The following is a 14,382-nucleotide window of genomic DNA, read 5'->3' as shown; positions in this document are numbered from 1 at the left end:
AAAACCGGGAAAGGAGGGCAGGCCGGCCGTGGCCCTAGAAGCGCGCGCGCAGCGACACCGTGACGTTGCGCGGATCGCCGTAGTAGTTGTTGAAGTAGGTGCTGTTGGGCGAGAACTTGGCGTAGTAGCGCTTGTCCAGCAGGTTGCTCACGTTCAGCTGCAGCGAGTAGGTGTCGTCCAGGCGGTAGGCCAGCAGCGCGTCAAAAAGCGCATAACCACCCTGGCGGGTGGTGACATCGCCCACGCTGGCGTAGGCATCGCTTTGCAGCCGCACGCCGGCGCCTGCGGTCCATCCCTGCAAGGGCCCCTTGAAGCGGTGGCTGGCAAACAGGCGCAGCGCATGGCGCGGGTCCACGGGCCGCAGCGGCTGGCCTACGTTGGCCTCGGAGGCGTCGCGCAGGTACCTGGCCTGGGTGTAGGTGTAGCCGGCCAGCACCTGCCAGCCTGGCGCGGGCTCGCCGGACAGCTCCAGCTCCCAGCCCTGGCTGCGGCTCTTGCCGCCGGCCATGAAGCAGTGGCTGGTCGGGTAGTACGGCAGGCAGGGCATGGCCGATGCCGTGTCCTGCATGGCGCTGCCCACGCGCTGGATGCGGAACACCGACACGCTGCCCTGCAGCCGGCCGTCCATGAAACTGCCCTTGAGCCCGGCCTCCAGGTCCTCGCCCCGGGCGGGCGCCAGGATGCTGCCGTCGGCGGCCTTCTTGTCCTGAGGGCTGAAGATCTCGCTGTAGCTGGCATAGGCGTCGAGCGTGTCCGACAGCGCATGCACCAGGCCCGCATAGGGCGTCAGCTCGCGGCGCACGCTGTAGCCGCTTTGGGCATTGCCGGGTTCGAGATAGCTCCACCAGCTCAGGCGCGCACCGGCAATGGCGGTGAGCGAGTCGGTCAGCGACAGCCGGGCCCGCGCGAATCCGCCGTACTGGTGGATGTGGGACACGGGCGATGAATAGGCGTTGCCGTTGCCCTCGCTGTAGAAGGGCTCGGGGTAGCTGGTGTACGGATTCCAGCCGCGGATGTCCACATTGCGCAGCGGGCTCACGCCCCAGTAGCCCGTGGCGCCCGTGCTGCGGATGCGCTGCAGGTCGGCGCCCAGCGACAGCTCGTGCCTGCGGCCCAGGGCCTCGAAGGGGCCGCTGGCCAGCAGGCTCAGCGCGTTCTGCGTGCTGCCGTCGCCGCCATAGATGGAGGTGCTCACGTCGAACAGGTAGGGATTGCTGTCGCTGGCCCTGGAAAACGAAGTCTGCTTGAACCCGTCCGACCGAAAGCGCGTGTGCGCCGCCTGGGCCTTCAGTTGCCAGCCGCTGTCCAGCCGGTGCTCCAGCTCGGCAAAGGCCTGCTGGTTGTGGCGGTCCCAGGTATTCCAGGGCGTGCCCAGGTAGGTGCTGCGCGGCAGGCCGAGCTGGCTGCCGTCGGCGGCGGCGGGCAGGCCGCCCCAGGAGCCCGTGGCTTGCAGGTCCGTGTGCTGCAGGCCGGCCGTGAGCGTGGTGCGCGGCCCCAGGTCCGCCTCCAGCACGCCGTACAGGCCCAGGCGCTTTTCCTTGCGCGCGGTCTGGAACGATGCCTTGTCGTCCGCCAGCGCCACCAGCCGGCCGCGCAGCGTGCCGGCTGCGTTCAGAGGGCCGGACAGGTCGGCCTCCATGCGCTGGCGGTCCCAGGAACCCAGCGTCAGCGCCGCCGATCCCTGCCATTGCGCCGTGGGCCGCTTGCGCACCATGTTCACCATGGCCGAGGGCGAGCCCGCGCCACGCAGCAGGCCCGTGGCGCCGCGCAGCACCTCCACGCGGTCCAGCATGGCCGTATCGGGCTGGATGAAGGTGGAGGCCGAGGCCACCTGGTTCACATTGAGCCCGTCCACCTGAAGCGAATCGATCTGGTAGCCGCGCGAGTAATAGGCGATGCGCTCGCTGTCGATGTACTCCACCGTCACGCCCGGCGTGTGCTGCAGCACGGCATGCAGGTCGGGCAGGGCCTGCTCGTCCAGCCACTGGCGCGTGAGCACGGTCACGGGCTGCGGGATATCGCGCACCGACTGAAGCCCCTTGTAGCCCGTGACCAGGCTGGCCGCGTAGCTGTCCGATGCCTCGGTCGTGGCACTGGCCGGCGCCGTGGCCCGGACCGTGACCGTGCCCAGCGTCTGCCCGCCCGTGCCCGAGACCGCCGCTGGCAGCGGCCGCAGCGTATAGACGCCGCTGGACTCGCGCACGGCCTGCAGCGCCGTGCCCTGCAGCAGCCTGGCAAAACCGTCTTCCACGCCATAGCTGCCCTGCAGCCCCGGGGACTGCAGCCGGCCCAGCTGCGCGGCATCAAACGACAGCGCAACGCCAGCCTGGTTGGCGTACTGCGCGATCACATGCGTGAGCGGGCCGGCCGCAATCGAAAAGCTGCGCTGGCCGGCTTGGGCGGCTTGGGCGGCCTGGGCGGACGGCGCCGCATGGACGCAGTCCGTTGCCGTGGCAACCAGCATCGCCACGCCCAGCACCGCTGCCACCCCAGCCATCCCCATGGACGCAGGCCAGCCCCGTTCGGCTGCAAGGCCGTCCTGGGGCTGGTGGAGGTGGGTGCGGGGCATGGGGCTGGGAAAAGTGGTGTGACTCCCCGTATGCCGAACAAGCCCTGCCGATCCTGCAAGTTCGGCTGGACTTTTTTTGCGCCGCCGCTGAGATTTTCTCCGTTACTTTCCGTTGATCACCAGGTGGAATAAGGCTGGGTTACTATGGTTTTATTTTTGATCAATGCCTCAGGACACCACCACCGGCCTGGGCTGGCGCGTCCCCGCCAGCGCCAGGCCCGCGAACAGCATCAGCATCAGGCCATAGGCATAGGTGACCGGCAACAGGCCGAAGCGCGCGGCGGCCATGCCCGCCGCGATGGCCGGCACGCTGAACGCCAGGTAGCTTGCGATGTAGATGGCCGAGATCAGGGCGCCGCGCTCGTGCGGCTCGGCCAGCGGGATCACGCTGCGCAGCGCGCCCTGGAAGCCCACGCCGAAGCCCGCGCCCGCCACCATCGAGGCGCCCAGCACCAGGGGCAGGCTTTGCAGATGGGCGCCGACCAGCAGCAGGGCCACCCCGGCCAGCAGGCCGCTGCCGCCGAACTGCAGCATGGCGCGCGGCGCGCGGCTGCGCAGCGTCCAGATGGCGGCGGCGGCGCTCAGCGTGTTGATGCACACGGCAAAGCTGGCGGCGACCTCCGAGCCCGTGACCGAGCGGATCATCGACGGGCCCAGCGACAGGTAAAAGCCCCCCAGCGCCCACACCGTGATGCTCATGGGCAGCACGCGCATGAAGTCGGCACGGGCCTGGCCCGGAATACGCACGCGCGGGCGCATGGCGGCCAGTGCGCCGGGGCGGCGCGCGCCCGTCTCGGGCAGCACGGCCATGGCGGCGGCCACGGCCACGAAGATCAGCGCCATGAGCCAGAACACCAGGCCCAGTTGCTGGCGCCACAGCTGCGCGAACTCGCCCGCCACGACAATGCCCGCCGCCATGCCGACCATGGGCGCCATGGTGCTCACCAGCGTGCCGCGCTCGCGGTGCAGGTCCAGCAGCGCCGCACCCATGGCCGCACTGGCCATGCCGGTGGCAAAGCCCTGCAGCACGCGCGCCAGCACCAGGGTCTGCACGTCGCCCGCGCGGGCGAACACCGCCAGCGAGACGATCTCCAGCACCAGCGCCGCCAGGATCACGGGCTTGCGGCCCAGGTGGTCCGACAGCGCGCCCGTGGTGAGCAGGGCCAGCAGCAGGCTCAGCGCATAGACCGCGAAGACCAGGGTCAGCATGCCGGAGGAAAAGCCCCAGTCCTGCTGGTAGAGCCGGTACAGCGGCGTGGGCGCGCTGGAGGCGGCGAAGAAGCTGCCCAGGCCGAAGGCCAGGACGGCCAGGCTGCGGCCGGGCCGGGCAGCGGGAGTGGAGTTGGATGGTTGCAGTACCGACATGGTTAAGAGCCCTGCTGCACAATTAATGCAAAGTTTTTGCGTTAGCGAATTCTGCGCTTGTGCGCTGCTAACGCAAATTTTTAGCTTTAATAACCATGAGCACGCAAGTCCCATCCCTTTCCAAAACAGGCGGTCCCGCCCGTCCCGGCGGACGTAGCGCGCGCATCCAGGCCACGGTCTACCAGACCGTCAAGGGCCTGCTGGAAACCATGCCGCGCGAGGAATTGAGCTTTCCGCTCATCGCCGCCCAGGCGGGCGTGACGCCGTCCACCCTCTACCGGCGCTGGGGCGACATACAGCAGTTGCTGGCCGATGTGGCCGTGGAAATCATCCGGCCCACGGCGCCGCCGCTGGACACGGGCACGCTGGAGGGCGACCTGCTGGCCTGGGCCGAGCAGTTCCTGGAGGAATCGGCCTCGCCCCTGGGCCGAACCATGCTGCGCGACATGGCCGCCGCAGCGGGCAACGAGCACACGCCCTGCGCCTGCGTGGAAATCCTGCGCGGGCAACTGGCGCAGATCGGCGAGCGCGCAGCGCGGCGTGGCGAGGCGATGCCAGCTGCGGACACCCTGATCGACGCGCTGGCCGCACCCATCGTCTACCGCGTGCTGTTCGACCTGCCGCCGTCCCTGGAACACGTGCAGGCACGGGTGCGCGGCCTGCTGCAGGCTGAAACGGCCTAGCCCTTCAGCGCCCGCGCCAGCACCTCGAAGATCCGCGCATCCGAGCACTGCGCCACATTGAAGCGCAGGAAGTCGCCCGCGCTCTGCGACTGGCTGAAGGCATTGCCGGGCGCCAGCACCACGCCGTCTTCCAGGCAGGTGCGCGCAAGCGCCGTGGCATCCATGCCCCCGGGCAACTGGCACCACAGGAACATGCCGGCCTGCGGCACCAGCCAGGGCTTCATGCCCAGGGCCTGCAGCCGCGCGGCCGTGCGTTCCATCTCCTGCGCCAGCCGCAGCCGCACGGACTCCATGTGCCTGCGGTAGCCGCTGTCGGTCAGCGTGCGCAGCACGATGTCGGCGGCCATGCGCCCGCCGCCGAAGTTGGTGGCGATCTTCAGGTCCGCCAGGTCCTGCGTCCAGTCGGGCCGCGCCGCGATGAAGCCGCAGCGCAGCGAGGCCGACACGGTCTTGGAGAAGCTGCCGATCTGGATCACGCGCGACAGGCCGTCGAAGGCCGCCAGCCGGGGCGCCGCATGGGTCTCCAGGTCGCAGAAGATGTCGTCCTCCACGATCACCAGGTCCGAGCTGTCGGCCAGCTTCAGGATGCGGTGCGCCACCAGTGGCGACAGCGTGGCGCCCGTCGGGTTGTGGATGGCCGAATTGGTGATGTACAGGCGTGGCGAATGCGCCTGCAGCGCGTCGGCGAACCGTGCCACGTCGGGCCCCTGCGGCGTGTAGGGCACGCTCACGGCCTGCACGCGGTGCGCCTTGAGCAGCGCATGGAAATTGAAATAGCAGGGGTCGTCGATCAGCACCGTATCGCCGGGCTCCAGCAGGAAACGGCAGACCAGGTCGATGGAGTGCGTGCCCGACTCCGTCAGCAGGATCTGCTCGGGCGAGGTCTCCAGCCCCATGGCGGCCATGCGCCGCGCCAGCAGGCGGCGCAGTGCCGGGTGGCCCAGCGGCGTTGCGTACTCCGTCAGCTCCAGCGTGCCCGAGCGCGCCAGGGAGCGCAGCGCGCGGCGCACGCCTTCCTCGTACAGCCATGAAGGCGGCAGCCAGCCGCAGCCCGGCTTGAGCGCGTGGGCATCTGCCTGCAGCGACTGGCGGGCCAGCCACAGGGGGTCGACCTCCCTGTCCACGCGCGGCCCGATACCGCCCAGCGCCAGCGGCGCCACCGGCCCCGCCACATAAAAGCCCGAGCCCGGGCGCGAGGCGATCACCCCCTCGGCCGCCAGCCGCTCATAGGCCTCCACCACCGTGGACACCGACACCTGCATGGCCTGCGCCTGCGCGCGCACCGAGGGCAGGCGCGTGCCGGGCAGATAGGTGCGCGCGGCAATGCGCGACTGGATGTCCTCCATCACCGCCTGGATGCGTGTGCCGCTGCGCATGGCTGCTCTCTCTTCTGTAGTGGATTTGTGTGCATAACAGTTCTTTTGAATTGTATTGGACTGTCTATGGAAGATCCGGCCGTGCAATGGCCCACTGCCTGCTGCAAACCAAGGAGCTTTTTGATGGACAAGACAAGCAGCGGGTGGATCAACGGATTCATCGGCGTGGCGATCTTTGCGGGATCGCTGCCGGCCACCCGCGTGGCGGTCGCCGACCTGGACCCCACCTTTCTGACCTGTGCGCGCGCCAGCATCGCGGCATTGCTGGCCCTGGCCATGCTGCTGGCGCTGCGCCAGCCCCGGCCCGCGCGTGCCGACATGCCTTCGCTGGCGCTGAGCGCGCTGGGCGGCGTGGTGGGCTTTCCGCTGCTGACCGCGCTGGCGCTGCAGTACGTCACCTCGGCGCATTCCATCGTCTTCGTGGGCCTGCTGCCCCTGTCCACGGCCGTGTTCGCCGTGCTGCGCGGCGGCGAGCGCCCGCGCCCGGCGTTCTGGCTGTTCTCGCTGGCGGGCGCGGCCTTCGTGGCCGGCTATGCGGCCGTGGGCGGGGCCGGGGGCTCGCTGCGCGGCGACCTGCTCATGCTGGCTGCCATCATCGTCTGCGGCCTGGGCTATGCCGAGGGCGCGCGCCTGTCGCGCACGCTGGGCGGCTGGCAGGTCATCAGCTGGTCGCTGGTGCTGGCCCTGCCCGTCATGCTGCCGGCCGCCCTGATCAGCATGCCGGCATCGCTGGCCGATGTGGGCCGGCCCGCATGGCTGGGCCTGGCCTATGTCTCGCTGTTCAGCATGCTCATCGGCTTCGTGTTCTGGTACCGGGGCCTGGCCCAGGGCGGCATTGCGGCCGTGGGCCAGATCCAGCTGCTGCAGCCCTTCATGGGCCTGGGCCTGGCGGCCATGCTGCTGCACGAGCAGGTGAGCTGGGGCATGGTGCTGGTCACCATGGCCGCCGTGGTCTGTGTGGCCGGGGCCAAGAAGTACGCGCGCTGAGCCCGGCGGGCGTGGTGCGGGGGGGGCGGGGCAGGGCGGAGGGGCGGTCAGCGCCCGGCCTCGCGCATCACCTGCTGCGCGAACTCTGCGGCCGAACCCTCGAACGGCTGGTTGCTGGCCGCCTCCAGCCGGCTGCGGATGGCCGGCGCGCGCAGCGCCTGGGCCACCGCGGCGTTGATGCGCTGGGCCAGCGCTGGCGCCATCTGCGGCGGCGCGAACAGGCCGAACAGCGAATCCAGGTTGGCCTGCGCATGGCCCAGCTGCGCCAGCGTGGGCACATCGGGCAGGGCTGCCAGCCGCTGCGGCGCGCCCACGGCCAGGGCTTTGAGGCGGCCCGCGCGCAGCGCCTGCAGCTGCAGCGGCGCCACATTGGTGGACAGCAGCTCGAAATGCCCGGCCAGCGCATCGTTGAGCTGCTGGCCCCCGCCCTTGTAGGGCACATGCACGATGGGAATGCGCGTGGCCTGCTCTATGCGCTGCAGCACGGCGTGGCCCGTCGTGCCCTCGCCCGTGGTGGCCCAGCGTATGCCGCCGGGCATGCCGCGCGCCTCGGCCAGCATGCCCTCGAAATCTGCGGCCTTCAGCGCCGGCGTGCCCACCAGCAGCATGGGCGTGCGCATCACGCCGGCCACGGGGGTCACGGAGGCTGCGGCCAGGCCCACGGCGGTGGCGGCGGCAAAGACCAGGGTGCGGCCGTCGGGCGCGCTGCGCGCCAGCAGCTCCAGCGCCACGGTGCCGCTGGCGCCGGGGCGGTTGTCCACGATCACGGCCGTGCCCCATTGCTGCGCCAGTTGCTCGGCCAGGGCGCGGGCCACCATGTCGCTGACACCGCCTGCGGGGTAGGCCACCACGATCCGCACGCTGGCGCCCGGCCAGGCGGGCCGGGCCGGCCATGCCTGGGCGGGCCAGGCCAGCGCGCAGGCGCCCGCCGCCAGCAGGGCGCGCCGGCCGGTATCGGTGCCTTGCGGTGCCCGCATGCCTCAGCCGCCCGGCGCCTGGTGGCGCTGCGCCAGCTCGCGCGCCAGGGCGATGAAGGTGGCCGCAGGTCCTGCGCCGCCGGTTTCCGTGCCGGCCTCGCGGTGCACCAGGGTGAGCGGGGCGCTCAGCCGCACGGCGGGCTCGAAGGCACGGTAGACCACGGCCTCGGGATGGGCGCCGCGCACCGAGGCCGGCACGATGGACAGGCCCACGCCTGCCGCCACCAGGTTCACATTGGTCATCATGCGTTCCACCTCGGCGGCCACCTCCACCTGCACCCTGTGCCGGGCGCACAGCGCCAGCAGGTTCGCGTACAGCCCCGGCGCGCCCGTGCGCCGCACAAGGATCAGGCGCTCGCCATCGAGCTGCCTGAGCGCCACGGGCCGCGATGCATCGCGCGCCAGCCGGTGGTCCACGGGAATGGCCAGCAGCGCGGGCTCCTGCAGCAGCGTCTCGAACACCAGGCCTTCGGGCCGGGCCACCGGCACGCGCAGAAAGCCGCAGTGCATGCGCCCGGCCTGCACGGCCTCGGTGATCTCGGCGGCATTGTTCTCGCTCACATCCAGCGCAATGTCGGGATGGCGGCCACGGCACAGGCGCAGCACCTCGGGCGTAAAGGCATGGGCCGCCGCCGAGCTGGTGAAGCCCACATGGATGCGCCCGCGCTCGCCGCGCGCAAAGGCCTGCATGCGGTCGCGCATGGCGGTGAAGTCGGCCAGCAGCCGCGTGGCCTCGCCCTGCAGCTCCAGGCCCGCGTCGGTCAGGTCCACGCCCTTGGGGTGGCGCCGGAACAGGGCAATGCCCAGCTCCTCCTCCAGCGCGCGGATCTGCTGCGACAGCGGCGGCTGCTGCATGCCCAGCAGCTCGGCCGCGCGCGTGATGTGGCCGGTATCGGCCACGGCCAGGAAGTAACGGAGATGGCGCAGTTCCATATATGTGAAAAGTATCCAGCCGATATCCTAAAAATCTTTGAAATATTGGACAAGCCTCTACAGAATCCCATCCAGTCACTGATGCGACCGCTTGCCGCGGCGCGGCAGGTGACTTCCAACAAGAAGCCAAGACAGGAGACAAGACATGCAAGCATCCGCGTATTTCCCCCTGCGTCCCGCCAGCGCCTCGCTGCTGGCCGCGCTCGCCCTGGCCGGCTGCGGCGGCGGCTCGGCCGTGCTGCACGGGCCGGTCACCTCCATCGAGACCGCGCCCAAGAGCACGGCCTGCCCTGCCGAGATTCCTGCAGGCGTCAGCTGCTGGGCCGGGCAGGACTCCAAGGGCGCCTACTACCTGATCGCCAAGCCCGCGCAGTGGAACGGCACCCTGGTGCTGCACGCCCACGGCGGCCCGGACCTGGCCGCGCCCACCGCCGACCGTGCGGCCGAAGACCTGGTGCGCTGGTCCATCATGGTGCGCGCAGGCTACGCCTGGGCCGGCTCCACCTACCGCCAGGGCGGCGTGGAAGTGCGCGCCGCCGCCGAGGACACCGAGCGCCTGCGCGGCATCTTCCGCCAGCATGTGGCCAAGCCGCAGCGGACCATCCTGCACGGCCAGTCCTGGGGTGCGGGCGTGGCGGCCAAGGGCGCGGAAATGTTCAACGAGCAGACCGTGGGCGAGCGCCCCTACGACGGCGTGCTGCTGACCAGCGGCGTGCTGGGCGGCGGCACCCATGCCTATGACTTCCGCACCGACCTGCGCGTGGTCTACCAGTACCTGTGCGCCAACCACCCGCGCCCCAATGAGCCGCAGTACGCGCTCAACCTGGGCCTGCCCGCAGACGCCAAGATGCGCCAGGCCGACGTGGCCCTGCGCGTGAACGAATGCCTGGCGCTGGACAAGCCCGCGGCCCAGCGCACGGCCGCGCAGCAGGCGAAGATCGACACCATCACCAAGGTCATCAAGATCCCCGAAAGCGCCATCCAGTCGCACATGAACTGGGGCACCATGCACTTCCAGGACATCTCGGCCAAGCGCACGGGCGGCGCCAGCCCCTTCGGCAACGAGGGTGCGGTCTATGCCGGCTCGGCCGACGATGCCGCGCTCAATGCCGGCGTGCTGCGCTACCGCGCCGACCCTGCGGCCTACCGCAAGTTCGCCGATGACACCGACCCCGTGGGCAAGATTGGCGTGCCGGTCCTCTCGGCCAAGTGGATCAGCGACCCCACGGCCTTCGTGGAGCTGGATGCGCGGTTTCGTGCGGTGATGCAGCAAGGGGGCAGTGGAGACCGGCTGGTGCAGACCTTTACGCGGCAGGGGACGCACAGCTATATCAGCGATGCGACCTATCCCACCTTGATGACTGCGTTGATGCAGTGGGTGGAGGCGGGGGTGAAGCCGACTGCGGCGGGGATTGCTGCTGCTTGTTCTGCTAATGAGGCCAAGTTTGGGGTGGGGTGTAGTTTTGATGCGGCTTATGTGCCGGCTGCGTTGGGGGCTCGGGTGCCTGAGAGGGCGCGGCCTTCTTTGCAGTGAGCTGGTTTTTTCCCTGCAACGGGTTAGTTTTTGACCCTGCCGGGTGGTTGTTTTTCGAGGCCGGGTCTCGGCCCGGCAGCCGACCTACCTTTCTTTGATTCGTCAAAGAAACGTAGGCCAAAGAAAGACGACGGTACGACTCACACTCATAGGTGACACATCAGTACAAGGACATGGGTAACAGATCCAAGCTTGGCAGCTGGAGCCAACAGCAGCCAAGGAGCGATCACCATGCCCTGGAAGGAGTGCGCACCCATGGACGAGAAACTGCTCTTCATAGCCGACCACCTGCGCAGTGGCGTGCCGCTGAGCGAGCTGTGCAGGCGCTACGGCATCAGCCGCAAGACGGCCTACAAGTGGGTTGAGCGTTACCGCCAACTGGGCATGGATGGATTGCAAGAACGCAGTCGCAGGCCCCACGGGAACAATCAGGCGATCAGCTATGCACAGCGCCGGGCCATCATTGAGCTGCGCACGCAGCAAAGGTCACAGATGGGGCCCAAGAAGCTGCACGCTTTGCTCCTGCAGCGTTGGGGCCCACAGGAGACACCCAGCAAAACCACCATCTACAACGTGCTGAAGGCTGAGGGGCTTGTTTGCAGCAGGCGTGTACGCAGACGCTCGGTGCCTACGGCCCAGCCCTTGCGAACGAGCAAGCAGCCCAATGGGGTGTGGAGTGCAGACTACAAAGGCCAGTTCAAGACAGCCGATGGTCACTGGTGCTATCCATTGACCATCATGGACCACGCCAGCCGTTATTTGCTGGCCGTGCATGTCTACGACAGCCCCAACTACGAGGATGCCAAACGCAGCTTCGAACAGGTGTTTCGGCAATACGGACTGCCCGAGCGCATACGCAGTGACAACGGTCCGCCGTTCGCGACTACTGGCGTGGCGGGCCTGTCACGCCTGGCGATATGGTGGATAAGGCTGGGCATCAGGCCGGAGCGCATCGAGAGGGGCAAGCCACAGCAAAACGGTCGCCACGAGCGGATGCACCGCACGCTCAAGCATGCCCTGGGCAAAGAGCCTGCGGCGGACAAAGCGGCATTGCAGATGCAGCTCGATGCCTTTGTGGAGCACTACAACCAGCAGCGCCCGCATGAGGCCTTGCAGCAAAGCATGCCGGCCCAGCACTACAGCGACTCGGTCAGGCCATACCTCTCAAAGCTACCGGAGCTGGAGTATCCGAAGCATTGGGAAAGAGTTCGGGTCAGCCACAACGGCTTGATTTACTGGCGAGCGCTGCGGGTCTACATCGGCTACCTGCTGGCGGGGCAGTGGATCGGGATGCAGGAGGTGGCCGCTGGCCAGTGGGATGTGTATCTGGGGCCGGTGCGACTGGGCTGCTTCAACGAAGAGGATGTGCGAGGACCCCAGAACGACTATGTGAGCTTGAAGTGTTACCCATGTCTGTGAGCTGAGTTGTTACCCATGTCCTTGACACGTACACGACCCGGATGTCCGCGACCCCTTCGCTTCGCTGCGGGGCAACCTGCGTCGGGCCACCTGCGGGGTTCGCTGCGGAACTCGCTGCGTTCACTGCGTGAACTCCGCTCAGACAACCGCAGCGAGTCAGATCACGAAGCAGTCCTGTCCTTCGGCAGGACTGCAACCCCGCAGGCGGCCCGACGCAGGCGCTGACATACGGGGAGTTTGCTCGGGCCTTCGCTGCGCTCGGCCAGGTTTTTTGATACGCAGCCGTTAAACTTGCGGCAGGCCGAAAGGCTTGGTGTGTCGTAACACCAATACAGAGGTGCGGCCCCCACCTTGAAGGGGGCTTTGTCATGTCCAGATTCATGGGGCAGATGCGTCATCGCGCGTCCGTCTCCAACGGTTTTGGACGGGATGGGCTTACCCGCAAGGATGGCCGCACGTCTGTATACGTGTTACGAACATCCCGTCCACCCGTTGCCCGTCGTACGGTGGCGTGTGGTTCTCTTGATTCATACAGGAACCAAGACATGCACCCTCTCACCGCCGCACAGGCGTCTTCTCCCCAACCACCTTTTCTTCCCACTTGGCGGCAGGCAATGCACGCCTCGCTGGGCCTGGTGCAGAGCACGCTGCAGCAGTTGATTGAACTGATGGTCGACGATCCCGAAAGGGACGACAGCGAAGTCGATGTGGACTGCGCCGTGGAGCTGGCGCTGGAGCACATCAAGCGCATGAGTGTCCAGCAGCACGCAGACCGCTATGCCTTCGAGGTGGAGTGGATCAAGGCAACGGCGGCGCTGCGGCTGGCGCAGGGCGCTTTCGGGCGGCCGGAATCACGCTTCGGCCTGCGGCTCAAGGATGCCATCCAGCAGCTGGAGATGCTGCCGGAGCTGGTGGAGTTCGTGGACCAGGACGACGGCGAGTGAACTGTGCAGCGTGCCCGTATCTCTGTGAGAAACTGGCCCGCCGAACACCCCCTTGCCTTCACCCATGGAACTGCGCCAGCTGCGCTACTTTGTCGATATCGCCAAGACCGAGCACCTGACGACGTCGGCCAGGAACCTCTATGTCACGCAGTCCACGCTCTCGCATGGGCTGCGCCAGCTGGAAGAGGAGTTGGGCATGGCGCTGTTCGAGCGCATTGGCCGGGGGCTGAAGCTGTCGCAGGCCGGCGTGGTGTTCCGCAACTATGCGGAGCGCGCGCTGCATGAGGTGGAGGCCGGGCGCATGGCGCTGGCCGACCTCAGCGAGCTGCAGACCGGTACGCTGACCATCGGCGTGATTCCCACCTTCCTCAACACCCTGGTCGCCCCGGCCGTGGCGGCTTTCATGCGTGCCTATCCCAAGGTCAACGTGGTGGTGATCGAGCTGCTGGCCCCGCCCGTGGAGCAGGGATTGCTGGACGGCAGCCTGGACCTGGGCGTGAGCTTTCACCCGCCCCAGCGCGCCGAGCTGGACGCGCTGCCGTTGTTCGACGAACGCATGATGCTGCTGGTCAACCCCTCGCATCCGCTGGCCGGGCGCCGCACGCTGTCCGTCAAGTCGCTGGCCGGCGTGCCCCTGGCCCTGCTGCCGCGCACGTTCTACACGCGCAGCCTGATCGAGGACGGGCTGCGCACCGCAGGCGTCACGCCCTTGCTGCGCGCGGAAATGGGCTCGGTGGAATCGCTGATCGCGCTGTGCCGCTGGGGCGACATGGCCACCATCGTCCCCGAACGCGCCGCCCAGCAGGCCACGGACATGGTGGCCATCCACCTGGTCGCCCCCCAGCTCATCCGCACGGCAGGCCTGCTGTGGCGTCGCGGTGCGAGCTACAGCGCAGCGGCACGCGAGTTCGCGGCGCAGCTGGCACCCGCCACGCGAACCAGCCTGGGCCGCTGAAACAAGAACTCAGAGGGTCGAGCGCGGCACCGGCTCTTTGGACCGGAGTGAACGCCCGGCAACAGAGCCGTAACACCGTCGCTCAGTGTGTGGGCCGACTGTCATTTGGGCGGTTTGAACCGGTGGTTTCTGTGTGATTGCCATGCACTTCCAGCATCGATTTCGGAAGTCGCCCGTTTCCTGAAGAATGGAAATTGTCCATTGCGCAGTGGCCTCCCTCAACCCTCCGATTTCAAGGAAGTCCATGCCTGCAACCACTCAAGAAAAGCAAGACTATGTCAATGTCATCAACGCCATCTGGGGCGTTGGCGTCATCCCACAGAACACCATCGACAACATCAATGACGATGTGATCGAAAAAGTCGATGTGGCGCTTACATCGATCCGTGAATGCTCCAAGGCGATGATTGGCATCGATGCGGTGTTCTCGATCTTCTACGGCACGACGTACAGTTCGTGGAAGGCCCTGCTGGCCGCCGCCCGCGAGGAAGTGTCCAAGACGGGGGCCGACTGGATTGACGTCCTGCTCGGCTCTTCGCGCTACAAGATCTGCGTCAATACGGCCAAGGCCGCCAATCGCACGCATGTCCAGAACGCGCTGATCGAAGCATCGATGATGTAAAGGCTTGGCGGTAGATCG

12 protein-coding genes are annotated in these 14,382 nt (G+C 67.9%); 7 read left to right on the top strand and 5 right to left on the bottom strand.

All coding sequences use genetic code 11. The features are described from left to right. Positions 1-34 precede the first annotated feature (34 nt). Both G4D77_RS09485 and G4D77_RS09480 read right to left on the bottom strand, forming a co-directional pair. Complete coding sequence (locus G4D77_RS09485; protein ID WP_154835349.1) at positions 35-2,569, bottom strand: TonB-dependent siderophore receptor; 2,535 nt, start codon at positions 2,567-2,569, stop codon at positions 35-37. A gap of 168 nt (positions 2,570-2,737) precedes the next feature. Beyond that, on the bottom strand, positions 2,738-3,934 hold the full coding sequence (locus G4D77_RS09480; protein ID WP_213757949.1) for an MFS transporter: 1,197 nt from the start codon (positions 3,932-3,934) through the stop codon (positions 2,738-2,740). A 95-nt stretch (positions 3,935-4,029) separates the two neighbouring features. On the opposite strand from G4D77_RS09480, the gene G4D77_RS09475 reads away from it, so the two are divergent. Beyond that, a complete protein-coding gene (locus G4D77_RS09475) occupies positions 4,030-4,617 on the top strand; it encodes a TetR/AcrR family transcriptional regulator (RefSeq protein WP_012203814.1) in 588 nt (195 codons plus the stop codon). Here the strand turns inward: G4D77_RS09475 and G4D77_RS09470 are convergent. Continuing rightward, positions 4,614-5,993 carry an aminotransferase-like domain-containing protein gene (locus G4D77_RS09470; RefSeq protein ID WP_016450111.1) on the bottom strand — a complete coding sequence of 460 codons (1,380 nt, stop codon included), beginning with the start codon at positions 5,991-5,993 and terminating at the stop codon, positions 4,614-4,616. The two genes, G4D77_RS09475 and G4D77_RS09470, sit on opposite strands and share 4 nt — an antisense overlap. A gap of 123 nt (positions 5,994-6,116) precedes the next feature. Between G4D77_RS09470 and G4D77_RS09465 the strand changes: the two genes are divergently transcribed. Continuing rightward, positions 6,117-6,980, top strand: a complete 864-nt coding sequence (locus G4D77_RS09465; RefSeq protein WP_154835345.1) for a DMT family transporter — start codon at positions 6,117-6,119, stop codon at positions 6,978-6,980. Between the two features lie 47 nt (positions 6,981-7,027). On the opposite strand, the gene G4D77_RS09460 is transcribed toward G4D77_RS09465, so the two are convergent. Then, positions 7,028-7,957 (bottom strand): tripartite tricarboxylate transporter substrate binding protein, encoded by a 930-nt coding sequence (locus G4D77_RS09460; protein WP_070080619.1) that lies wholly within the window; start codon positions 7,955-7,957, stop codon positions 7,028-7,030. Positions 7,958-7,960: 3 nt separating this feature from the next. Beyond that, positions 7,961-8,890 (bottom strand): LysR family transcriptional regulator, encoded by a 930-nt coding sequence (locus G4D77_RS09455; RefSeq protein ID WP_154835343.1) that lies wholly within the window; start codon positions 8,888-8,890, stop codon positions 7,961-7,963. 145 nt (positions 8,891-9,035) lie between these two features. Here G4D77_RS09455 and G4D77_RS09450 point away from each other — a divergent pair, with 145 nt between their 5' ends. The 5 genes from G4D77_RS09450 to G4D77_RS09430 all read left to right on the top strand — a co-directional run bounded on the left by G4D77_RS09450 (position 9,036) and on the right by G4D77_RS09430 (position 14,364). After that, positions 9,036-10,424: a hypothetical protein gene (locus G4D77_RS09450; RefSeq protein WP_154835341.1), complete on the top strand. Its 1,389-nt coding sequence runs from the start codon at positions 9,036-9,038 to the stop codon at positions 10,422-10,424. A 231-nt stretch (positions 10,425-10,655) separates the two neighbouring features. Further along, a complete protein-coding gene (locus tag G4D77_RS09445; protein WP_198129293.1) occupies positions 10,656-11,843 on the top strand; it encodes an IS481 family transposase in 1,188 nt (395 codons plus the stop codon). Between the two features lie 614 nt (positions 11,844-12,457). After that, the gene (locus tag G4D77_RS09440) at positions 12,458-12,787 is read left to right on the top strand and encodes a hypothetical protein (protein WP_227740831.1); all 330 of its coding nucleotides are present in this window, start codon (positions 12,458-12,460) and stop codon (positions 12,785-12,787) included. 64 nt (positions 12,788-12,851) lie between these two features. Then, the gene (locus tag G4D77_RS09435; RefSeq protein WP_154835337.1) at positions 12,852-13,742 is read left to right on the top strand and encodes a LysR substrate-binding domain-containing protein; all 891 of its coding nucleotides are present in this window, start codon (positions 12,852-12,854) and stop codon (positions 13,740-13,742) included. A 244-nt stretch (positions 13,743-13,986) separates the two neighbouring features. Further along, the gene (locus tag G4D77_RS09430; protein WP_012203822.1) at positions 13,987-14,364 is read left to right on the top strand and encodes a hypothetical protein; all 378 of its coding nucleotides are present in this window, start codon (positions 13,987-13,989) and stop codon (positions 14,362-14,364) included. The last annotated feature ends 18 nt before the right edge of the window (positions 14,365-14,382 follow it).

It is taken from the genome of Delftia sp. WY8 (genome assembly GCF_018437695.1).
GTDB classification, from domain to species: Bacteria; Pseudomonadota; Gammaproteobacteria; order Burkholderiales; family Burkholderiaceae_C; genus Comamonas; species Comamonas tsuruhatensis.
This window is presented reverse-complemented; position numbering and strand designations above follow the sequence as displayed.

What these genes read in the sequence shown, in the direction of transcription:
- G4D77_RS09485 (WP_154835349.1), bottom strand. Translation starts at nt 2,569, where the DNA reads ATGCCCCGCACCCACCTCCACCAGCCCCAGGACGGCCTTGCAGCCGAA.
- G4D77_RS09480 (WP_213757949.1), bottom strand. Translation starts at nt 3,934, where the DNA reads ATGTCGGTACTGCAACCATCCAACTCCACTCCCGCTGCCCGGCCCGGC.
- G4D77_RS09475 (WP_012203814.1), top strand. Translation starts at nt 4,030, where the DNA reads ATGAGCACGCAAGTCCCATCCCTTTCCAAAACAGGCGGTCCCGCCCGT.
- G4D77_RS09470 (WP_016450111.1), bottom strand. Translation starts at nt 5,993, where the DNA reads ATGCGCAGCGGCACACGCATCCAGGCGGTGATGGAGGACATCCAGTCG.
- G4D77_RS09465 (WP_154835345.1), top strand. Translation starts at nt 6,117, where the DNA reads ATGGACAAGACAAGCAGCGGGTGGATCAACGGATTCATCGGCGTGGCG.
- G4D77_RS09460 (WP_070080619.1), bottom strand. Translation starts at nt 7,957, where the DNA reads ATGCGGGCACCGCAAGGCACCGATACCGGCCGGCGCGCCCTGCTGGCG.
- G4D77_RS09455 (WP_154835343.1), bottom strand. Translation starts at nt 8,890, where the DNA reads ATGGAACTGCGCCATCTCCGTTACTTCCTGGCCGTGGCCGATACCGGC.
- G4D77_RS09450 (WP_154835341.1), top strand. Translation starts at nt 9,036, where the DNA reads ATGCAAGCATCCGCGTATTTCCCCCTGCGTCCCGCCAGCGCCTCGCTG.
- G4D77_RS09445 (WP_198129293.1), top strand. Translation starts at nt 10,656, where the DNA reads ATGCCCTGGAAGGAGTGCGCACCCATGGACGAGAAACTGCTCTTCATA.
- G4D77_RS09440 (WP_227740831.1), top strand. Translation starts at nt 12,458, where the DNA reads ATGCACGCCTCGCTGGGCCTGGTGCAGAGCACGCTGCAGCAGTTGATT.
- G4D77_RS09435 (WP_154835337.1), top strand. Translation starts at nt 12,852, where the DNA reads ATGGAACTGCGCCAGCTGCGCTACTTTGTCGATATCGCCAAGACCGAG.
- G4D77_RS09430 (WP_012203822.1), top strand. Translation starts at nt 13,987, where the DNA reads ATGCCTGCAACCACTCAAGAAAAGCAAGACTATGTCAATGTCATCAAC.